Source organism: Actinoplanes sp. L3-i22 (assembly GCF_019704555.1).
GTDB lineage: Bacteria > Actinomycetota > Actinomycetes > Mycobacteriales > Micromonosporaceae > Actinoplanes.
In genome coordinates this window covers 7,750,937-7,772,791 of record NZ_AP024745.1, presented here as the reverse complement: position 1 = coordinate 7,772,791, position 21,855 = coordinate 7,750,937, and the positions used below count along the sequence as shown (strand labels likewise).

The window sequence follows — 21,855 nt, the reverse complement described above, 5'->3', positions numbered from 1 at the left end:
ACCGTGATGCCACGCGCAAGGCAATGGCATCACGATGGCACTAAGGGCGCGCGAGCAGCTCCGCGGGGACGGCCTGGGCCGCGGTGCCGCCGGCCGCGCGGGTGCTGAGCGACCCGGCGATCGCGGCCCAGGCCACCGCCTCCTCGATCGGCCGGCCGGTCAGGCGGGCGGCCAGGAAGCCGGCGTTGAAGCTGTCCCCGGCGCCGACCGCGTCAACCACCTCGACCGCGCGGCCCGGGGCGGCGCACGCCCCGCCCGGCCACCACGCGCGGGCGCCGCGGGCACCGTCCTTCATCACCACGGTCACGCCGTTGACCAGCAACTTCTCCGCGCCCGCGCCGTCGGTGACGGCGTTCAGCTCGGCGGCGTTGGGCAGGAACACATCGGTGTACGGCAGGATCTCCGGCACCCACGCCCAGCGTTCGGCCGGGTCCCAGTTCGTGTCCAGCGACGTGGTCACCCCGAGCTGCCGCGCCCGGGCGAAGATCGCGGCCAGCCCGGCGGCCAGCACGGGCTGCAGGTAGAGCGACGCGACGTGCACGTGCGATGTCCGTTCGAGCAGTTCGTCGGTGACGTCGGCGGGGCGCAGCGCGGCGATCGTGCCGGGCAGCGTGAGCATCGCCCGGTCGTCCGGCTCGTTGAGGACCACGGTCAGGCCGGTCGGGACGCCGGGCGTGTGCGCGGCGATCACCTCGACGTCGCGGGCCGCCAGTTGCGCCCGGACGGTCGCCCCGAAGAAGTCGTCGCCGATGGCCGTGAGCAGGGCGGTCCGGAGTCCGAGGCGGGCGCAGCCGGTCGCGGTGATCGCCGCCGAGCCGCCCAGCACCAGATCGGCGCCGGTCAACAGCTGCTCCTGCTGGCCGAACCGCGGGCGCACGTCGCCGCGCAGCAACAGATCGGGGTTGGCGTCACCGATCACCAGCACGTCGAACTCGCGCATGCGCGCCCTCCGATGTTCATATGGACAATCCCGGAGCACGATACGCGCACGATCGACTATTGACACGTGCACGTTCGATCAGTTGGAATCGAGCCAACGATCGCCGCCCAGCCGGTAACCAGTCCGGCCGTCAGGTCGCCAGGGCCGTCCCGTGGACAGCCCGAGGCGGGGCAGATCCTCACTGCGACGGAAGCCCGACATGATCGTCACCGTCACGCTCAATCCGGCGCTCGACCTCACGTACCCGGTCGACGCCCTCGTCCCGCACCACACCCACCGGGTCACCGCGGTCTCCGAACGCGCCGGCGGCAAAGGGCTCAACGTCGCCCGCGTGCTGCACGCACTCGGCGAACCCGTCCTCGCGACCGGGCTGCTCGGCGGGCCGACCGGGGGCGTCGTCGCCGGGCTCCTCGACGCCGAGGGGGTGCCGGCGTCGTTCAGCCCGATCACCGGCGGCACCCGGCGGACCGTCGCGGTCGTCGACCGGGAGGACGCGACCGGCTTCTGGGAACCCGGGCCGATAGTCTCGCCCGCCGAATGGTTGCGGTTCGTGGACCACTTCCGCGGCCTGATCGGCCGCGCCTCGGTGGTCACCCTCTGCGGTTCGCTTCCGCCGGGACTACCGATTGACGCGTACGGCGTACTGACCCGTGCCGCCACCGAAGCCGGGGTGCCGGTGCTGCTCGACACGAGCGGCCCCGCCCTGCGGGAAGGTCTGGCCGCCGGCCCGGCCGTCACCAAACCGAACGCGTCGGAACTCGCCGCGCTGATTCCTGACTGGGATGTGGGTGCGTTGCGAGCGTTGACCAGTGGAGCCGTCGTCGTCACCGACGGGGTGGCCGGACTGCGGGCGATCACGCCGGACGCGGAGTTCCGGTGCGCGCCGCCGGTGCCGGTGGCCGGGAACCCGACCGGGGCCGGGGACGCGTGCGCGGCCGCGCTGGCTCGGGGGCTCCGGGATCGGACGGCGTGGCCGTCGCTGCTGGTGGATGCGGTGGCGCTGGGGGCGGCCGCGGTGGCCAGCCCGGTGGCCGGGGCCTTCGATCCGGCCGTCTACCAGGAGATGCTCGTGTCGGCCGGGGCCGCTGCCGCCCGGCCGGGATCCCTGCTCGGCTCGGATCGTGCCGGATGCTGACGCCGACCGGGGAACTGGTCGCGGACGTGCGGGCTCGTGGGGGAGCGGCGTGCGCGTTCAACGTGATCACCGTCGAGCATGCCGAGGCGATCGTGACCGGGGCGGAGGCGGCCGGCTGCCCGGTGATTCTGCAGATCAGTGAGAACGCGGTGCGCTTCCACCACGGGCGGCTGGCGCCGATCGCCGCCGCGGCGCGGGCCGTCGCGATGGCCGCGGGCGTGCCGGTCGCCCTGCACCTCGATCACGTCGAGTCGAGGGAACTGTTGGACGAGGCGGCGCCGAACGGGTTCGGGTCGGTGATGTTCGATGCGTCGAAACGGCCGTACGGCGAAAATGTTGCTCTGACCGCGAGTGTCGCCGCAGCCTGCCATGCCGCCGGTCTTTGGGTGGAGAGCGAGCTCGGGGAGGTCGGTGGCAAGGACGGGGCGCACGCGCCCGGGGTGCGGACCGATCCGGCCGAGGCGGCGGCCTACGTCGCGGCGACCGGGGTGGACGCGCTCGCGGTCGCGGTCGGGTCGTCGCACGCGATGATCGATCGGACCGCGCGGCTGGACCAGGGGCTGATCGTGCGGCTGCGGGACGCGGTGGGGGTGCCGCTGGTGCTGCACGGGTCGTCCGGCGTTCCCGATGACGAACTGAGCGCGGCTGTCCGGGGTGGGATGGTGAAGATCAATATTGGGACGGCGTTGAACACGGCGTTCACCGGGGCGGTTCGGGCGACCCTCGGGGACCGGCCGGATCTGGTGGATCCGCGGCGGTATCTGACCCCGGCGCGCAGCGCCATGGCGGAGACCGTGGCGGCGGCGCTGCGGCTGCTCAGTCCGGCGCTGCATCCGTGATAATTCGGCGATGGCCTTGATCTATGACTTTGCGACCTGGGCGCCGCTGGTCGAGTTGATGCATTCCGATGGCGACTTCGTGGCGGGGTATGTCGGGCGGGGGTCGTGGAGTGTGCCGGTTGCTGAGCGCCGGTGGAAGGTGGAGTTCGCGGCGGCTCAGCGGGTGATGGGGGCGTTGCGCGAGGCCGGGTTGGAGCAGGTTGCCTTTGTGCTCGATGAGGGTGGGCTGCATCTGATCGACTTCGGGGCGGCGGTGGAGGTCGGGGTGGGGATGTATCCCGGGGCGCTGCTGCTGGTGGAGGGGGCGGTTCCGGAGCCTTGGCGTCGTTTGCCTGTGGTGGAGGGGGCGGTTCGGGGTTCTGGGGCGGCGGATGCGGGGCTGTTGGGGAGGGCGTTGGTTGAGCGGCTTCGGGTGGCGGTTGGCGTCTCTTCGGAGGCCGGCTCGGCGGTTGGCGTCTCTTCGGAGGCCGGCTCGGCGGTTGGCGTCTCTTCGGAGGCCGGCTCGGCGGTGGGTGGCTCTTTGGAGGCCGATTTGGGCGATTTGGGCGGCGCCGGGGGTGCTCTCGTCGGGGCGAGTGCGTCGGAGATCGCTGCGGTTGAGGAGCGGCTCGGTGTGGTGCTGCCGGCTGAGCTGAAGGCGATCTACCAGGTGTATCGGGGGCAGGATCCTGTCGAGGGCCTCGAGGCGTCGGCTCGGGTGGCCTCGGTCATGGGGTTCGAGTTGCTGTCGATCGACGACGTCTACGTCGCGGATGCGGCGTCGCGGCCGTGTCCCTGGGTGTTCGCGGCTTCGGAGGCCGTGGTGACCGGGCCGGATGCGGCGGTTCAAGGGGTGGCCGGGTCGCCCGGGTGGATCGCGTTCGCCGGCAACGGGGGTGGCGATCGGTATGCGATCGACCTGACTCCCGGTCCCGGTGGGCATCTGGGGCAGGTGATCCTTATCAGTCATGAGGAGTACGTGGGGGCGTCGCTGGTCGCTGACTCGCTCACTGAGCTGATCGTGCATGGTCGTAAGCGTGCGGAGTCGAGGGCTGGCGTTGACCTGGCGCCGGTGGTGGCCACCGTCAACTACGCGAGCGTGAACGGGGTCGAGGGGGTGGTGCATCCCGATCTCGAGGTGCTCACCATCGGGGTGTGGAAGGGGGAGCCGATCCGCCTTGCGCCGGTTGTGGGGTTGCCCCGGCTGCGGACCCTTTCGGCGTATCCCGGGACGCTCGCTGATCCGTTGGAGATCACTCGGTTGACCGATCTGGAGTTTTTGGAGCTCGGCCCGGAGGACTGGCGGGTGCTGCTGGACGCTGGCGCGGTCCCGCGCACGCTGAAGGCGGCCGCCATCAACGCCAGGAATCGGCACCCGTTGATGATCATGGAGCTGGCGAACGAGCTGCTCGCACTCTGGAACCGCCCACCGATGACCCGAACCGTCGTCGCCACCAGCTGAGGCCACACGCCCGCCCCCCGCGTCGCGCCGCCCCCCCCGCGTCGCGCCGCCCCCCCCGCGTCGCGCCGCCCCCCCGCGTCGCGCCGCCCCGCGTCGCGCCGCCCGCGCCGCCCGCGCTGCCGCGCCGCCGCGCCGCCCGCGCTGCCGCGCCGCGCCGGTGGGAGCGCCAGGTAGCGCCGGTGGCTGGAGTGGCGGGGCGGGCCGGGGTTGGTGACCGATGCCATCGGCGGGAGCTGTTCGCGGCGAGGGATGATCCAGGGGTGGAAGCTCAGGTGAGTCCGGCCGTGCTCGACGGCGGAGACCGGCGGTGCGTGCTGCTGCTGATCGAGCTGCGGAAGATGATCGCGACGCTGCCGGCGGGCGCGGTGGTGCACCTGATCGCCACGGACCCGGCCGCGCCGCTGGACCTGCCGGCGTGGTGCCACCTGACCGGTCACATCTACCGTGGCCCGGTCCCGGGGGAGCGGCCCACCTATGCCGTCGAGGTCGCCGCGGACGCCAAGCCGACCCAGGCCGACCGCCCGTGGCGGCGCACCGACGCGTGACCCGACCGCCCGCTGCGCAACCTCTGCCGGAACCCGCCCGCGAGCCGGCCGGCCGCAGGCTCGTCTGCCGGTGCCGGCTTTCTGCTCAAGCCTTCTTCTAGGTGGTCATGAGGCGCTCCAGTTGGGCGACGATCGACGGGTCGGTGATCTTTTCGTCCTCGGCCAGCAGCAGGACCTTGCTGAGGATCACGCTGGTCATCCGGTCCTCGTCGGCGAACGGCAGGAACAGCCGTCGATGCCCGGTCGACCCGAAGCCGGCCGGCACCACGCACAGGTAACCACCCGGCTCCACGTGGATGCTCCCGCTGGTCAGGTGCACCCGATAGGTCGCCCGCCCGCCCCGGACCACCGCCGACGTCCCCTCCACAGTGACCCGCTCCAGGCCCAGGTCGGTGATCAGCGCGGCGAGGACCTGAGCCCGGGACTCGGCCTGCGTCGCGGACCCGTAGGGCTCGGTGCCGGCCACCGACACGGCCAGGTCCAGATCCCGCATGACCTCGGAGAACACCGCCGCCGGAACCTCCGCGAGCGGCATCGGCACAGCACCCCGCAGGATGCTGAGACCGTGGACGACGACGTCGCCCATCCCGAAGTAGCCGTGCATGTCGCAGCGCAGCCCGGCCACCAGACCGTCGCCGGCCGGGCGGGTCGCGCCGAACTGTCCATACTCCCCGTGCAGGGACCAGCCACGGGACGAGAGCAGCTGGGCGGCGACCTTGCCGTGCACGGTCTGGCCGTCGAACCGGTAGGACACGTCGACGGAGGTCTGCTCGGCCGGGGTCAATACATACACCTCGCGGAACGCCTGTCTGACCGGCTGCCGCAGCCGGCGGTGCACGATCTCCCGCTGCCAGTGGGCGAGCAGTCCCCGGTCGAGCAGCTCGACCGGGTGGACCGCGGTGACCGGCCCGGTGGTGTCGACGTCGTCGAGCAGGCCGATCGTGCCGGTGTGGTCCCGCCAGAGCAGGGCCGGCAGCATCGCCGCGCCGGCCGGCAACGTCCGCAACCGGGCCAGTTCCTCCGGCTGCAGCGAGCCGGACGTGGCGACCAGACTCTCGACCAGGCCGGTACGCATCCGGCGGGCCTGATCGCGCAGCAGCTCCTGGTGGTCGCGCAACTCCTGGTACGCCGGATCGGCGCGGACCGCCGCCGGCACCGACTTGAGCGCCTTGCCGCCACGGCTGACGGTCAACACCGGGTCGGCGCCGTCGAAGCGGAGCGCGAGGTCGTAATCCCCGGCGCGCGCCGACGTCGGCGTGTCGCTGACCAGGCGGGCCTCGCAGTCCCACTCCAGGCGGCTCGCGTCCGGGAAGCCGGTGACCTGGGCCAGGTGGTCGAGGGCGATCCCGATCGCGGCGGCGTGGCTGTGCCGGCGGTTCGGGCCGAGCTTGACGCCCTTCTTCGCGGACGCGCGCAGGGCCAGGTAGCGATCCAAAACGGACTCGCCCGGGGCGAGCGGCATCATCCCGTACGCCGCGATGCCCTGTAAGGCATTGTTCTTGACCCGTTTCAGGACCGCGGCACGGTTGTCGCCGAGGACGGCGGCGACCATCTCGTTCGGCTGCAGCTGGAGGAACCGCCGGGTGGTGTCGAGACCGGCCGCCTCGATCGCGGCCAGCAGGTCGGCCCGGTCCTGCCGGAACGCGTCGTTCTCGGGCATTCCCCGGACCAGCCGGACGAGCCGCGCCGACGCGTCGAGGCCGGCCAATGGCACCAGCGCGTCGGCGTCCCCGGCGCGCAGCCGCCAGGCGTAGACGCGGCGCTGCTCGTCGGGTGTCCGGTCGCGGAGCAGGTCGAACAGCTCGGCCCGTTCCTCGTCGGTCAGCGCGGCGGCGCCGAACCCGGCGGCCGTCGCCGCGTCACCGGACCAGCCCATCGCCAGGCGGACCCAGCGCAGGCCGCGGGGCGGCAGGAACGGCAACCGGCTGGGCGCGACCGGGTGCGGACCGGTGACCAGCTGCCAGACCAGCGCGTCGACCCGGTCCCGCACCGCGCGGACGAACGGGGTCAGCGGCCCGGCGAAGAGCTGGAGCCCCAGATATTGATCGAGGACGAACGCCCGGTCGATCAGCCGCTCGTCCAGCTGGCCGTGCTCGTGCAGGGTCGCCAGGACCCGGACCAGGAGACCCCGATTCTGTACGACGCCGAACCGGTGCAGCAGCACCGCTCGCAGCACCGGCAGATCGACGTCGGCGAGCGCCCGCTCGGCCACCTCGTCCAGCACGACCCGGCTGTAGTAGTCCCGCCGGAGGGCGACGGCCAGCAGCTTCTTCCGCCGGGCGGTCGGCCACGGCGCGGTCAGCAGCTCGACGACGTCGCCGGCGCCGGGTGGGAAGGCCGTGTCGTAGATCGGGTCGAGCTCGGGGCCGAGCCCGTCGAGGCTCCACTCCAGGTCGCCGGGGCGCAGGTGGTCGGCCTGCTCGACGCGGAGCCGGATGCGGTCGGCGACCTCCCGCAGGGCGGCCCGGTCGCCGCGCGCCCCGGCGACGCGGGCCTGCTCGAGCAGGGGCGACAACTCCTCGATCAGCGGCTCCACGTCAGCCACCGACCAGGGCGACCAGGCGCAGGAACGTGACCGGCTCGCCCGGGCGGATCACGATCTCCTCGTCCAGCCCGGTCACCTGCCGGCCGCCGGCGAACATCAGGAACGTGCCCTCGGCGAACGCCCGCTGGGCGCGAGCCACCTCGGCCGTCGGGACCGGCGCACCCGGAGGCGACTGCCGGGGGAGCCGGATCACGCCGGTCGGGGCCTGGATCCGTACGTCAGCAGGGGTTAAGAATTGTCGGTCGAGAAGTTGACGGCATCGCGCGGCATCCGCTCCGACCAGGCGGATCTGCTCCTCGACCGCGCGGCGGATCAGCTCCCGCGCGCGAACCCGCTCCTCGGCGAGCCGCACCAGCACCGGTGGCAGCCCGTCGGACGTGCCGGTGACCCGGCTGCGCACCTCGACCTCGACCATGCGAGGGACAGTAGGGCAGGGGTACGACAAAAAATGAGGCCGGGATCGCTGAGATTCAGCGCCCCGGCCCGGAAGATGACGGCTGTGTCAGTTGACCTTGCTGTCGGTGGTCGAGGTGGCCTCGGCCGACGCGCCCTCGCCGCCGGTGCTCGGCGTCGTGATGCTCGCCTTGACCGCGTCGGTGTCCTGGCAGACGGTCTGGACCTTGAGGATCGCGGTGCCGACCTCGGCGGTCAGCACGTCCTCGTCCGGATTGCCGGCCGCCGCCTGCGCCCGCGCCACGACGGTGCTGAGCACGTCGGTGGCCGCGGTGACGATCGTGCTCTTCGCGGTCTTGCCGTAGATGACGATCTGCTTCGCGGTGGCGAGGTCGAGATCACGTCCATTCTGGCCATGGGTGGCGTCGTAGGCCACCGTGCACGCTCCGGCAGTGCCCTTGTCCAGGCCGGCCATGTTCGCTGCCCCGGCCGCGGTGGCGGTCGTAGGAGCTTCTTCGCTGTTAGCGCAGCCGGTGATCGCCAGTAGGGTGCACGTGGCGACAGCTGCGATGGTGGATCCACGCATGGTGCGGGAGGCTACCCGCTGATCATGCTCCGGCCCCGGCTCGGGGTAGCTCAGTGTGATGTACGGAACGTCCGTTCTGCCCCTGGCGGGTGGGTTTTTCGCGGGCGGATGCATAGTTATAACGCTGTACCGTCGCAAGGGTTTCGTCACTCAGCGCTACCTCGTGTGGGTTGAGCGGCACCGATAGGGTGCGACGATGACGCTGACCGACGTCCTGGTGACGGCCGCGACCCATGCACCGTCGCAGATGGTGGTGTTCGTCGATGGCGACGGCGCCGAGCGGCGGATCACGTACGCGGAGCTATATGCGGACGCCCTCCGGGTGGGCGGCGGTCTCCTCGCGGCCGGGCTCACGCAGGGTGACTATCTGCTCATCGTGGCGGAAGAAGATTTCCTTCCGTTGTTCTGGGGCGCGGTGGTGGCCGGGATCGTGCCGGTTCCGTTGCCGCCCGAGCCGGAGCGGATTTCCGCGGTCGCCCGGCAGCTGGATTCCCCGGCGATGTCGCCCTCGCCGGGGCTGACGCTCGGTGAGTTGCGGGTCGGGCCGCCGCTGCGCTCACCGGTCGCGGTGGACGCTTCTGACCTGGCGTTTCTGCAGTATTCGTCGGGCAGCACCGGGACGCCCAAGGGTGTCGAGCTCACCCACGGCAACCTGTTCGCGAACCTGGAGCAGGCGTCCCGGGCGTCCGGGACCAATCCGGACGATGTGATTCTGACCTGGATGCCCTATTTCCACGACATGGGGCTGATCGGCACGCATCTGGGGCCGCTGTTCGCGCGGTGTAAGCAGGTCCGGATCAGTCCGATGACCTTCGCGAAGCGGCCGGAGACGTGGCTGCGGGCGGCGCACGCCCATCGGGCGACCGTGCTGACCGCGGCGAACTTCGCGTTGGCGCTGGTGGGGCGGCGGGTTCCGGACTCGGTTCTCGACTCGCTCGACCTCGGTTCGGTCCGGCTCGTGATGGTGGGGGCGGAGCCGATCTCGGCGGTGGTGTGGCGGGCGTTTTCGGACAGGATGATCCGGGCTGGGTTGGATCCGCGGGCTCTGCAACCGGTCTACGGGCTGGCTGAGGCGACGCTGGCGGTCGCGTTTCCGCCGATGGGGGAGCTGGCCCGGCCGGTTCGGCTCAGTCGGGCGGCGCTGGCGCGCGGGGTCGCCCTGGAGACATCGTCCGAGGTGGCGCTCGCGGGCGGGGTCGCCCTGGAGGCGTCGCCCGAGGTGGCGCTCGCGGGTGGCGCGGCGTCGGAGGCGGAGGTGATGGATCTCGGTCATCCGGTGCCGGGGTGCTCGATCCGGATCGTGGACGACGCCGGGGTGCCTCTGGAGGACCGTCTGGTCGGGCACATCCAGGTCCGGGGGCCGCACGTGATGCGCGGATATCACCGGGACGCGGCCGCCACCGCGGAAACTCTGGTCGACGGCTGGCTCCGAACCGGGGACGTCGGGTTCCTCCGCGACGGCCGGCTCTGCGTCTCCGGGCGGGCGAAGGATGTTGTCTTCGTCCACGGGAGAAACTTTCATGCGGCCGACCTCGAGGAGGTCGTGGCGGCGACTCCCGGGCTGGTGGAGGGGCCGGTCGCGGTGGTGGGCGCGACCGATCCGGTCAGTGGCCGGGAGCGGGTGGTGGTGTTTCTTTCCGCGCCCGCGGTCCGGGATGTTCCGCAATCCGCTGAGCTGGCGCGGGTCCGGGTCGCCGAGGCGCTGGGTTACGACGCGGTCGCCGTCCAGATTGTTCCACGGGGCGCCTTCACCCGCACGACCAGCGGAAAGCTCCGCCGCCACCTGCTGCGCGACCGCATCGTTGAAGGAAAATTTCCTTCGGAAATCCCGCCGGTGGTCGGGGTGGGCGCCGACGATCGGCCGCTCGGGGAGACCTCCGCGACGATTGCGACGGTACGGCCGTTGCACACGCGCGCCCAGGCCGAAGACGTGGTCCGCGCCGCCTGGGCCAAGGTCCTGAAAGTGCCGGCCGAGCGTCTCGGGCCCGATGATCGCTTCCTGGCGATCGGTGGGACCTCGTTGTCGGCGATGGAGGTGCTGGCCGAGTTGGAGGACGCCGTGGGGCGTCCGTTGAACCCGTCGACGCTGCGTGACTGTGCGACCATCCCCGCGCTTGCCGATCGGCTGCTCGCCCTCGAAGCGACCGCGCCCGACCCGGTTCCCTCGCCCGCGCCGGTCCCGCCCGCCCTGGTGGGGCCTGCGGCGGTCTCGCCGGCGCCGGCCGCGGTCTCGGCTGTGCCGGCCGCAGTCTCGCCTGCTCCGGCCGCGTCGACCGGTGGCGACGTGGCCGTCATCGGGATGGCCTGCAGATTCCCCGACGCGGAAACTCCCGAGCAGTTCTGGGACAACCTGATCGCCGGCCGGGACAGCGTCACCCGCACCCCCGACCGCGACGGCCACGGCGCCTTCCGCACCCCTGCCAGCGACGGCGCCTTCCGCGCCGCCGACCGCCACGGCGCCTTCCTCGCCGACCCGGCCCAGTTCGATGCCGGATATTTCGGAATCGGCGAGAACGAGGCCCGCTACCTCGACCCACACGCCCGGATCTTCCTGGAACTGGCCCACGAGGCGCTGGAACGCTCGGGCTACGCCGGCCCCCGCCGCCACACCCGCCGGATCGGGGTCTTCGCCGCGGTCGGCGAGAGCGCCTACTCCGAGCTCTTCGACGAGTCCGATCTCGATCAGGCACACGCCCTGACCGGAACCCTCCGCAACCTCACCGCCGCCCGCGTCGCCCACCTGCTCGACCTGCACGGCCCCGCCCTCGCCGTGGACACCGCCTGCTCCTCGGCCCTGGTCGCCCTGCACCTGGCCCGCCGCAGCCTGACCGCCGGCGAGTGCGACATCGCCGTCGTCGGCGGCGTGAACCTGAACCTGACCGATACCGCCCACCGCCTCTTGACGGGCGCCCAGGCACTCTCGCCGACCGGTCGCTGCCGGGCGTTCGACGCCGACGCGGACGGTTTCGTCCCCGGCGAGGGCGGCGCCGCCCTGGTCCTGACCCGTCTCGCCGACGCCGGCGACGACCGGGTGCTCGCGGTGGTCCGCGGAACCGCCGTCAACAACGACGGCCGCTCCCTCAGCCTGATGGCCCCGAACCCGCTCCGGCAACAGCAGGTAATCATCGATGCCTACGGTGCGTGCGGGGTGGACCCGGCCGAGGTGACCTACGTCGAGGCGCACGGCACCGGCACCGCGGTCGGCGACCCGATCGAGGCCCGCTCCCTGGCCCACGCCTTCCCGGACGGTCGCCCGCGCCTCGTCGGCTCGGTCAAGACCAACATCGGCCACCTGCTCAACGTGGCCGGCCTGCCCGCGCTGATCAAGGTCATCCTCGCCATTCAGCACGGCGAGCTCCCGCCGTCCCTGCACCACACCCGTCCGAACCCGCGATTCGACCTGGTCGCGGCGGGTTTCGAGGTCCTGACGGAACGCCGCCCGTGGCCGGGCCCGCGCGTCGCGGCGATCAACAGCTTCGGCTTCGGCGGCACCAACGCCCACGCCATCCTCGCCGCTCCCGCGCCTGCCCCTGCTGCCCCTGCTCCTGCCGCGCCTGCTCCTGCCGGGCATGCCGTTCTCCCGGTGCCCCCATCTGCTCTTTTCCGCGCCCCCGACCCCAGCGGCCCGCATCTGCTGACGTTGTCGGCGAGATCGCCGGAAGGTCTGCGTGCCGCGGCCGACGACCTCGCCGACCACCTGCGCGCCCATCCGTCGCTCCGGGAAGCCGACGTCTGCGCGACCGCATCAACAGCGCGTGACGACGGCCCCTACCGGCTGGCGATCGTCACCGAAGGTGACCTGGCCGACCGGTTGACCTCGACCACCTTTCACCAGCCGACGACCCGCGCGCCCCGGACCGTCCTGCTCTTCACCGCGCCCACTCCCCGCCAGATCGCCGACCTGTCCGCCGCCGATCCGGAGTTCCGCGCCACCGTCGGCCAGAATCCCGAGACGTCCGATGTGGTCACGGTCGCTTTCGGACTCGCGCTTGCCGCGCAATTGACAACCTCGGGGGTACGGCCGGACGCCGTCACCGGAGTCGGCCCCGCCTCCCTGGCCGCAGCCACCTTCGCGGGGACCCTCAGCACGGCGAGCGCCCTCCGCCTGGCCGCCGCGGGGACCCTCAGCACGGCGAGCGCCTTCCGCCTGGCGGCCGGCCCGCCGGGCGCCGACGCCCCGACGGAGCACCCTTCGCGGGAGACTCCTTCCGCGCGGATCCCGCTGCTCGACCCGGCTTCCGGCCACCGGATCCCGTCCTGGGAGCCGACTCAGGCCGCACCAGAACCGCAGGTCGGGCAGCTTCTCGCCGACCTGACCACGGCCGGCTACGACATCGTCGTCACCGTCGGTGCTGGCCTGACCGTCGAAGCTGATCAGCTCGAGGCTGGTCGGATCGAGGTGTTGGCGGCCGGGTACAGCGAGCGCGACCTCCTGACCACCGCGGGCGAGCTGTGGCGTCGAGGCGCCACGCTGGACCGCACGCTCCTGGACGCGGGAACGCGCCGGATCGAGCTGCCGACCTACCCGTTCCAGCGCCGCCGGCACTGGGTGACTGATCCAATTCCGCCAACGCTGTCGCTGCCGACCTGGATCGAAGCGCCGCTCGGCAACCAGGATCCCGCGAGCCGGACTCCGACTCCCATCCCAGGATCACACCAGCCCCTCGCTGCCCCCGCAGACCGGCTGGCGGACCGGCTCGCGGACCGGCCCGGGGTGACCGTGGTCCGCGCCGACCAGGAGGAACGTGGCGCGATCGAAGTCGTGCCAACCCTGCCGACCTCCGGCCACCTGCTGATCGTCACCCAGGATCTCTACGCGACCGGCGTCGGTGCGGAAACTCCCGACCCGGGCCATGCGGTCTGGTCCGGCCTGGCGATGGCCCTGGCCGACGAAAACCCCGACCTTGGCGTACGCATCCTGGACGTCACCGCGGAAACTCCCGAGCACGTGCGAGAGGCTGTCATCGAGCGGGAGGCCGCCGATCCGCCCGCGGCCGGCCCCGCGACGATCGTGGCCTGGCGCAACGGACAGCGGCTGACCCGGACGTTCACCCCGGCACCCGCGACGGAACCGCTGGTCCTGCCCCCGGACGGCACGTACCTGATCACCGGCGGTGCGGGCGCGGCCGGCGCCGCGATCGCCCGGCACCTGGCTCGACGCGGGCACCCGCACCTGCTGCTGGCCGGCCGCTCATCGGAGCCGTCCCAGCTGCTGGAGGAGCTTCGCCAACTGGGTGCCACCGCGGAATATCGGCAGGCCGACGTCGCGGTAGCGGAGGACGTGACCGCCCTGGTAGCCGGCCGGCGATTCGACGTCGTGATCCACGCCGCCGGAGTGGCCCGCCCGGGCAGCCTGCGCGCGAAGTCCTCAGCGGACCTGGCCGCCGGTATCGCCGCCAAGGTCAGTGGTACCGAGTTGCTGACCCGCGCTCTCCGGAACGCTCTCGCCACCCCGGCCGCCATCCCGGCCGCCATCCCGGCCGCCATCCCGGCCGCCATCCCGGCCGCCATCCCGGCCGCCATCCCGGCCGCCATCCCGGCCGCCATCCCGGCCGCCATCCCGGCCGCCATCCCGGCCGCCATCCCGGCCGCCATCCCGGCCGCCATCCCGGCCGCCATCCCGGCCGCCATCCCGGCCGCCACCCCAACCGTCATCCCGGCCGCCACCCCAACCGTCATCCCGGCCGCGACCCCGGTCGGCATTGCGACCGGCACCGCGACCGAGGCCGAGGTCGGTGCGCAGCCGCTGGTGATTTTGTTGTCGTCGGTTTCCGCGGTCGTGCCGGGACTGGCCGGTGCGGTCGGGGACTACGTCGCCGGGAACGCGTACCTCGATGCGTTCGCGGCGGCCGAGCGCGCCTCCGGCCGTACGTCGATCGCGGTTGATCTTCCGGTTTTGGCCGGCGGTGGCCTGGCCGCGGGACATGCCGTCGGCGGCGACGCGCTCCCGCTCGATCGCCTGCCCGAGGTGCTGTGGTCGGCCGTCGCGTTGAACGCCGCCCAGGTGCTGGTCAGCCCACCCCGGTCGCGGTCCGCGGGAGCGCGGTCGGTGCGGCGGAAGACAGACGGCGGCGTCCCGGCGGCGGAAATTTCCGTCGGCCGGGGTGGTGCTCCGGAGTCGAATGCCGCCGTCAGCGGTGGAGCCGCGGTTGCGAAGGAAATTTCCGTCAACCGTGGTGCTCCGGCGGGGCTGGGCGCGACCGTGGGCCGAGGCGGCCATGAACTGGTCGCGGTCATTCGGGAACTGCTGGCGGGGGCATTGGCGAAAGAGCCGCTATCGATCGGGATCGACGAGCCGTTTCTTTCGCTCGGGCTGGATTCGCTGACCGCGGTCGACCTCGTCAAGGAATTGGAGACGCGGCTCGGGCGGACGCTGTCGACGACACTGTTCTTCGAATTCCGGACGATTGCGGAACTGGCCGGGCATCTCGGCGAGGAAGCGGGGACGTTCGCGCTCAGCCCGGTGCAACGGGCGTTCTGGACCAACGGGCGGCTCTACCCGGAGATCCCCGCCTATGCCTATGTGCGGCAGACATTGGCCGGGCCGATCGACGCGGGGCGGCTCGCGGCGGCCTTCGCCGAGCTGGAGCGGCGGCATCCGATGCTGCGAGCGCGGCTCGACGCCGAGGGGCAGCGGTTCGAGGCGGCCGGTGGGGACTGGCCGGCCTGGTTCAGCGTGACCGAGCTTGATCAGCCGGTGGCGGAGCTCGACGCGGAACTTCGCAACCGGACGTTCGACCTGGCGACCGAGGCGCCGGTCCGGGCGGTGCTGGCCGTGGAGAGGTCCGGGACGGCGCATCTGATCCTGGTCGCGCACCACGCGGTGGCGGACGGCTTCAGCCTGGCGATCCTCGGGGACGAGCTCTGGGCGCGGTATGCGGGCGCCGCGCTGCCGGCCGCGCCGGAGACGACGTTCGCCGACCACGAGGCGCTGCGCGGCGAGCCCCACCAGCAGGATCTCGACTGGTGGCGGGACTCGCTGCGCGGCTACCCGGGGCTGGCGCTGCCGTTCGACGGCGATCCCGGGGACGATCCCGCGCCGCCGTACGCGGTGCACCAGGTCGCGATCGGCGCCGAGCTGACCGGGCGGCTCGAGGCGGCCGCCCGGGACGCCGGGGTGTCGCTGTTCCACCTGCTGCTGGCCGGCTACGTGCGGTGCCTGGCGCGGTGGAGCGGGCAGGACGACGTCCCGGTGCTGGTGGCCCGGGCGGGGCGCACCGCTCGCCTGCCCGGAATCGATCGGATGGTCGGCCCGTTCGCGGACACCCTGCCGGTGCTCGCGCGGGTCGGCCCGGGCCTCGCCGAGCAGCTGCGGGACGCCTGGCTGGAGAGTGAGCGGCACGGGACCGTCTCGACCGTGGATCTCGCGCGGATGCTGGCTGCCGAGGGCGGTGGGCCGCGAACGGTGAGTCCGGCCAGCTTCAGTTTCGCGCGCTTTCCCGGTACCGGCGGGGCCGTCGCGAACGTGGTCGCCACCACGGCGGGAACGGCGTCGGCGGCGACCCGGCTGGGACTGGTGTGCTTCGAAGTCGACGGGGCTCTGCATTTCTCCTGGAACTACCCGGTGGCGCTGTTCCGTTCGGCGACCGTCGAGCGATTCGCCGCGGAACATCTGGTTGAGGTCACGGGGCTGGCCGCGCCCGAGCGCACGATTTCGGTGGCATCGCGGATTCGGGCGCAATCACGTCGTACGCCCAATGGGGTTGCCGTTTCTTCTGATGGTCGATCGCTGAGCTATGCCGAGCTCGACGAGGCGTCGGATCGGCTGGCGGTGCGGCTGGCCGGGTTCGGGGCGCGGCGGATCGGGCTGGTCACGGCGCCGGGTGCGGCGACGGTTGTCGGGTTGGTGGGGATTCTGAAGGCGAACGCGGCGTGGGTTCCGCTGGCCGGGGCGCATCCGCCGGGGCGGCTCGCGGGGCAGTTGTCCCGGGCCGGGGTGGACGTGGTCGTCAGTGACGGAACTTTCCTTCATGACGGCTTCACGCTGATCGATCCGTGGGACGGGGTGGCCGGGGAACCGCCGGAGGTCGTCACGCGGCCGGGCGACGACGCGTACGTGATCTTCACGTCCGGGTCGACCGGGCGGCCCAAAGGCGTACCGATCGGGCACCGTGCCATGACCAACTACCTGGAGTGGGCAATTTCGGTCTTCGGGTATCGGGCCGGGGATCGGCTCGCGCAGACGGCATCGATCTGTTTCGACGCGTCGGTGCGGCAGCTGCTGGCGCCGCTGATGGTCGGGGCGACCGTGGTGTGCTGGGACCGGGACACGCTGCGGGACCCGGAGGTGCTGGTCCGGCGGGTTGCCGAGGATGCCGTGACGGTGTGGAGCTCGGTGCCGACGCTGTGGGAGCGGCTACTTTCGGCGGCGGAGAAGTTGGCGGTGGATCTTTCCGCCCTGCGGTGGGTGCATGTCGGGGGTGAGGAGCTCTCCGCGGCGCATGTGCGGCGGTGGTTCGACCTGGTCGGAGCGGGTCAGCGGATCGCCAACCTGTACGGGCCGACCGAGACGACGATCAACGCGACGTGCCATGTGGTCGACGCGCGTCCGGCGGACGACGTGCGGCAGTTGCCGATCGGGCGGCCGGTGGGTGGCGCGATCGTCCAGGTGACCAGGGCGGACGGGGTGCCGTGCGCGGTTGGTGAGGTCGGGGAGCTGTGGATCGGCGGGGTGGGGGTGGCGGACGGCTACCTGGATGATCCGGAACAGACAGCGGCGGCGTTCGTGGGGCGGTGGTACCGGAGCGGGGACCTCGGGGTGCGGGACTCGGACGGGGTGCTGTGGTTCCGGGGGCGGGTTGATGACCAGGTGAAACTGCACGGGTATCGGGTGGAGCCGGGTGAGGTGGAGGCGGTACTTCGCGGGCATCCGGAGGTGGTCGCGGCTGCGGTGCGGGTGGACGGGAAGCGGCTGGTGGCGTGGGTGCAGTCGGGGCGGGATGGGGCGTCGCTGAGGTCGTATCTCGAAGGAATTTTGCCGTTTTATCTTGTTCCGGCGCGGGTTGAGGTGGTGGAGGCGCTGCCGCTGACTGTCACCGGCAAGATTGATCGGGCTGCGCTCGGGGCGAGGGTCGGCTCTGGTCCGCTTGGGGCACCTGCGCCCGCTCTGCTTGGGGCACCTGTGCCCTCTGCGTTGGAGGCTGCTGGTCCCGCTTCGACGGCGGCACCTGCGTTTTCTGCGCTGGGGGCGTCTGCTCCCTCTGCACTGGCGGCTGGTTCCGCTTCGGCGGCGGTTGAGTTTGCTTGGACGCCGACTGAGCGGGTGCTTGCCAGGGTCTGGGAGGGGCAGCTCGACGTGGTGGGCGTGGGGCGTGAGGACGACTTCTTTGCGCTGGGGGGTGACTCGATCGGCGTGCTGGAGATGTTCGCGGCGTTGGAGGAGGAGATCGCGGTGTTGCCGCGGCCGGCGGTGATCTATCGGCACCGGACCGTGGCCGCCCTCGCCGCCGCGATCGATGCCGCGGCCGCGGCGCCCGTGGCCATCGCGGGGCCGCAGGTTGTTTCCGCGTTGAGTGACGCCGCGGTGTCCGAAGTTTCCGCGTTGAGCGATGCTGTTGTGCCCCATGTTTCCGCGCTGGGCGACGCCGCTGTGTCCGAAGTTTCCGCGCTGGGTGGTGTCGTGGCCTCCGATGTTTCCGCAGCAGATCCGGCAGGGTTTCCGCTTACGCCGAGCCAGCGAGGGTTCCTGCTGGCTGATGCGGTCGGAGCCGGGGCGACGTGGCTGGCCGCGCCTCGGCTGTCCGGGCCGTTGGATCTCGCGCGGCTCCAGGAGGCCGTGGATGTGCTGGTGAGACGGCACGCCATGTTGCGCACGGTGTTCCGTCCAGGCCGGCCGCCGGTCCAGGTCGAATTGGCCCCGTCTACCTCACTGACCTCGTCGCCCTCAGTGGTCTCGCCGACCTCGTTGGCCTCAGTGGCCTCGTCGGTCTTGTCGGGATCGCTGGGGTCGTCGGGCGATGCGGTGGGCGAGCGGCTGGTTGTCGAGTATGTCCCGGAACCGGGGTCGATTGCCGAAGAGCTGGCCGCGGAGCGGGAGCACCGGTTTGATCCGGCTCGGTGGCCGCTGGTCCGGATGCGGCTGTTGCGGGCCGGGGCGGAGGAACACATCCTGGTGCTGCACGCTCACCACCTGGTCGGGGACGGGTACAGCGTGGCGTTGTTGGTGCGGGAACTCCTGGCCGTTTATGACCAGGTGCCCTTGCCGCCGCTCCGATCCTCGTTCCGGGACTACGTCGCCCTGCTGAGCAGCCAGGAACCGGCGGTCGCACCGTATGACGGGCCGCCGCTCGGCCGAGGTGCCGATACCGCAACGGCCGGGATCACGCTTGGACCTGCACTGATGTCACGCGTGCGCGAACTGGCAGCCACCGGAGGAACCACGCCGGTGATGCCGGTCCTCACCGCCTATCACCGCGCCCTGAGCAAGATCCTGAACCGGCCGAACCCGGCCATCGGTGTAGCAGTGACCGGCCGCGATCACGCCCTACCCGACCTGTCCCGGATCTTCGGCCCCTGCGCCACCGCCGTAGCCGTCCGCCCCATCCCGGTATCCGATGTTCCTGCCGAGCCCCGTGGATTCGAGGCGCACCTTGAGTCGATGGCGGCCGCAATGACGGAGGCACGCGGCCGCAGTTTCATCGCGCCGCACGGATGGCAGTTCTTCTTCACCTACCTGGACTTCGGCGCGCTCGGCCCGCTACAGGGCAAAACCCTCCGCCTGACCTGGGACGAGACCGACGCGGAGATGTCCGTCCCGCCGGGCACCGACGTGCTCCTCGCCGCCCGCCCGGTCGACGGCGGCCTCCGCCTCACCGTCCGTGGCCGCCTCCCCGAACCAACCCTCACCGCCCTAGCCACCCAGGTCCACGCCGAACTCGCCGCTGCCGCCAACACCAACGCCGCCGCTGCCGCCAACACCAACGCCAACACCAACGCCGCCGCAGACGCGGACGTCGAGTTCGGCGTTGCCGCTGACCCAAATGCGGACGCTGAGGAGCCATCGCGGCCGAACGCGAAGTCCGGAACCATCCCGAGGGCGGACGCAGAGGCGGATGCTGCGTTGCGGACTGCGGCGAAGCCTGGTCCGAACGGCGTGCTGGTGGGGCAGCTGGACGCCGCGCTCGTCGGCTACCTGCCGGCCCCGTCGCAACTCGCGGCCATCGCCGGTGAACTCCCGGAATCAGTGCGGCGGATGCTGCCGCAAATGTCCCGGGAGACGATCCGTGAGCTGCTCTTCCCGGACGGCAGATCCCGTCTGCTGGAGACCGTGGACACCGCACTGGGACGGTCCGGCTTCGTCTGCCTGCCCCGGTTCGCGGACGAGCTGACCGCCCCCGGCCTGGCCGCAGACGCCGCGGCCGCCGCCGACCACGCGGCTGATCACGGCGCCCGAAGCGTGTCACTGGCCGGCATGATCCCGGCGCACACCGGCTACGGCACTGCCGTCGCGAGGCTGGTCACCCGGGATGTCCAGGTGACCAGCGGCCACGCGGTCACTGCCGCGTCAGTAGTCCGCACCACCTTCGCCGCCCTCGCCACCAGCCGCAACCTGACCGCTCAGCCAGACGCGGGACGAGACCTCTCCACCGGCAACCTGAGCACTCAGCCCGAGGCCGGAGGAGATCTCTCCAGCCGCGACCCGAACACGCAGCCGGACCCGGAACGAGACCTCTCCAGCCGTGACCCGGGCGCTCAGCCCGAGGCAGGCGGCGGTCTCTCCAGCCGTGACCCGGGCGCTCAGCCCGAGGCAGGCGGCGGTCTCTCCAGCCGTGACCCGGGCGCTGAGCCCGAGGCAGGCGGCGGTCTCTCCGGTCGGGACCTCAGCGCTGAGTCCGCCGCGGGGCGGGATCTTTCCGGTCTGGTGCTGGCCGTGGTCGGGGTGGGCTCGATCGGTACCTCCTCGCTGTCGCTGCTGCTGGCCGAGGCAACCGAACCGCCGGCCGCCCTGATCCTCTGTGACCTGCCGTCCGCCGCCGGGCGCCTTGCGCGGCTCGCCGCCGAACTGCGCGAGAACGGATACCCCGGGACGATCGAGATCGCCGGCGACGGCTTCTACCGCGCGGACGTGATCATCGCGGCGACCAGTGGTGGCCCGCGGACCGTTGACGTCGACCGGCTGCGGCCCGGCACCGTGCTGGTCGACGACTCGTTCCCGCACTGCTTCGACACCGGCCGTGCCCTGGCCCGGATGCGTGACCGCCGGGACGTGCTGATCGTCGGCGGCGGCCTGCTCGACGCCGGCCCGGCGACCCGCACGGTCGCCGACGGACTGCCGATCTCCGCGCACCCCGGCCGGCTGCCCGGCGCGATCGCGTCGTGCCAGCTGGAGTCGCTGCTCCACGCGACCTGCCCGGACCTGCCCCTGGTCTGCGGCCCGGTCACGGTGGAGCACGTCACCGCGTACGGCAAAGCTCTCGATCTTGCGAAGGTCGACGCCGCACCGCTGCACCTCCTCGGGATGATCGTGCCTCGCGGCATTTAGACGGTGACCAGGGATGGCCCGGCCAGGACGCGTTGCCGGCGCCGGGCCATCCAGCCGATGACCGCGCCGTAGGACATCAGCATCACGATGTCGACGATCGCGAACTGCCACGGCATGTCGGCGGCCGTCTCGTCCAGCGTCAGCTCGCCGAACGCCGCGGCGAGGACGCTGCTCAACAGGTTGTTGCAGACGTGCAGGGCGATGCCGGCCTCGAGCCCGCCGGTGCGGATCGCCAGCCACCCGGCGACCGCGCCGAAGACGGTCAGGTCGGCGAAGCCCCACGGCGTGCCCCAGCCGTGCAACGACGCGAACACCACCGCCTGGAACCCGATCGGCAGCCACGGCGACCGCACCCACGTGCCGACCGCCTGCAGCAGCCAGCCGCGGCACAGATATTCCTCGGCCGCCGACTGCAGTGGCACGACCAGCGCCAACACCAGCATGGAGATCAGGAACGGCCGCCAGCCGACCAGGTCACCGTCGGTGCCCAGACTCTCCGGGCCGTCCTCCAGCAACAGCCCGACCAGCAGGAACAGGGTGATCGCCGCGGTCGCCACGCCCATGCACCGCCACAGCCAGCCCCAACGCAGCCGCCCGTCGACCGAGGAGAGCGTGCCCGGTGGCCGCCGCTGGAACCAGCGGGCCGCCAGCATCGTGGCCGGCAGCAGCGTGGCGACCATCAGGAACATCAGCGCCAGGTCGCTGAGCGGGCCGAAGCTGGGATCGCCGTCCGCGTTCACCGGCCGGCCGGCGAGATCCGCCGGGATGAGCACCGCCAGGTAGAGGCCGATGCCCATGACGAGAGCGGCGGCGGCCAGGAAGAACGTGCCCAGGACAGTTCGCCACCAGCGATTTCCGGGAGTGCGGGCGAGGAGATGAAAAGGCATGCCGAAATTGTGCTCGGCGGCGACCCCATCGCGAATCCGACGGAAGTCGGTATCTGATCCCTA

General features: G+C 71.9%; 10 protein-coding genes. 5 read left to right on the top strand and 5 right to left on the bottom strand.

Translation table 11 applies throughout. The features are described 5' to 3' along the window. Positions 1 to 40: 40 nt before the first annotated feature. Positions 41 to 940 (bottom strand): carbohydrate kinase family protein, encoded by a 900-nt coding sequence (locus L3i22_RS34935; protein ID WP_221321751.1) that lies wholly within the window; start codon positions 938 to 940, stop codon positions 41 to 43. Positions 941 to 1,139: 199 nt separating this feature from the next. Between L3i22_RS34935 and L3i22_RS34930 the strand changes: the two genes are divergently transcribed. The 4 genes from L3i22_RS34930 (at position 1,140) to L3i22_RS34915 (ending at position 4,900) form a co-directional block, all read left to right on the top strand. Continuing rightward, positions 1,140 to 2,075, top strand: a complete 936-nt coding sequence (locus L3i22_RS34930; protein WP_221321750.1) for a 1-phosphofructokinase family hexose kinase — start codon at positions 1,140 to 1,142, stop codon at positions 2,073 to 2,075. Beyond that, positions 2,069 to 2,914, top strand: a complete 846-nt coding sequence (locus tag L3i22_RS34925; protein ID WP_221321749.1) for a class II fructose-bisphosphate aldolase — start codon at positions 2,069 to 2,071, stop codon at positions 2,912 to 2,914. Before L3i22_RS34930 ends, L3i22_RS34925 begins: the two co-directional genes overlap by 7 nt. 10 nt (positions 2,915 to 2,924) lie before the next feature. Continuing rightward, on the top strand, positions 2,925 to 4,355 hold the full coding sequence (locus tag L3i22_RS34920) for an SMI1/KNR4 family protein (RefSeq protein ID WP_221321748.1): 1,431 nt from the start codon (positions 2,925 to 2,927) through the stop codon (positions 4,353 to 4,355). 260 nt (positions 4,356 to 4,615) lie between these two features. Beyond that, positions 4,616 to 4,900, top strand: coding sequence for a sulfurtransferase TusA family protein (locus L3i22_RS34915; RefSeq protein WP_221321747.1), 285 nt, complete (start codon positions 4,616 to 4,618; stop codon positions 4,898 to 4,900). Between the two features lie 97 nt (positions 4,901 to 4,997). Here the strand turns inward: L3i22_RS34915 and L3i22_RS34910 are convergent, their stop codons facing one another. The 3 genes from L3i22_RS34910 to L3i22_RS34900 form a co-directional block, all read right to left on the bottom strand. Further along, positions 4,998 to 7,445, bottom strand: coding sequence for a DUF4132 domain-containing protein (locus L3i22_RS34910; protein WP_221321746.1), 2,448 nt, complete (start codon positions 7,443 to 7,445; stop codon positions 4,998 to 5,000). Then, the gene (locus tag L3i22_RS34905; RefSeq protein WP_221321745.1) at positions 7,438 to 7,860 is read right to left on the bottom strand and encodes a hypothetical protein; all 423 of its coding nucleotides are present in this window, start codon (positions 7,858 to 7,860) and stop codon (positions 7,438 to 7,440) included. Before L3i22_RS34905 ends, L3i22_RS34910 begins: the two co-directional genes overlap by 8 nt. An 87-nt stretch (positions 7,861 to 7,947) precedes the next feature. Beyond that, positions 7,948 to 8,424 carry a hypothetical protein gene (locus L3i22_RS34900; protein WP_221321744.1) on the bottom strand — a complete coding sequence of 159 codons (477 nt, stop codon included), beginning with the start codon at positions 8,422 to 8,424 and terminating at the stop codon, positions 7,948 to 7,950. Between the two features lie 196 nt (positions 8,425 to 8,620). On the opposite strand from L3i22_RS34900, the gene L3i22_RS34895 reads away from it, so the two are divergent. Further along, on the top strand, positions 8,621 to 20,905 hold the full coding sequence (locus tag L3i22_RS34895; RefSeq protein WP_221321743.1) for a non-ribosomal peptide synthetase: 12,285 nt from the start codon (positions 8,621 to 8,623) through the stop codon (positions 20,903 to 20,905). Here the strand turns inward: L3i22_RS34895 and L3i22_RS34890 are convergent. After that, positions 20,902 to 21,792: a CPBP family intramembrane glutamic endopeptidase gene (locus tag L3i22_RS34890; RefSeq protein WP_221321742.1), complete on the bottom strand. Its 891-nt coding sequence runs from the start codon at positions 21,790 to 21,792 to the stop codon at positions 20,902 to 20,904. The genes L3i22_RS34895 and L3i22_RS34890 overlap by 4 nt on opposite strands. Between the last annotated feature and the right edge of the window lie 63 nt (positions 21,793 to 21,855).

Excerpts from the sequence above, each read along its gene's own strand:
- L3i22_RS34905 (WP_221321745.1), bottom strand. The coding sequence starts at position 7,860 with ATGGTCGAGGTCGAGGTGCGCAGCCGGGTCACCGGCACGTCCGACGGG.
- L3i22_RS34935 (WP_221321751.1), bottom strand. The coding sequence starts at position 940 with ATGCGCGAGTTCGACGTGCTGGTGATCGGTGACGCCAACCCCGATCTG.
- L3i22_RS34890 (WP_221321742.1), bottom strand. The coding sequence starts at position 21,792 with ATGCCTTTTCATCTCCTCGCCCGCACTCCCGGAAATCGCTGGTGGCGA.
- L3i22_RS34920 (WP_221321748.1), top strand. The coding sequence starts at position 2,925 with ATGGCCTTGATCTATGACTTTGCGACCTGGGCGCCGCTGGTCGAGTTG.
- L3i22_RS34900 (WP_221321744.1), bottom strand. The coding sequence starts at position 8,424 with ATGCGTGGATCCACCATCGCAGCTGTCGCCACGTGCACCCTACTGGCG.
- L3i22_RS34925 (WP_221321749.1), top strand. The coding sequence starts at position 2,069 with ATGCTGACGCCGACCGGGGAACTGGTCGCGGACGTGCGGGCTCGTGGG.
- L3i22_RS34895 (WP_221321743.1), top strand. The coding sequence starts at position 8,621 with ATGACGCTGACCGACGTCCTGGTGACGGCCGCGACCCATGCACCGTCG.
- L3i22_RS34930 (WP_221321750.1), top strand. The coding sequence starts at position 1,140 with ATGATCGTCACCGTCACGCTCAATCCGGCGCTCGACCTCACGTACCCG.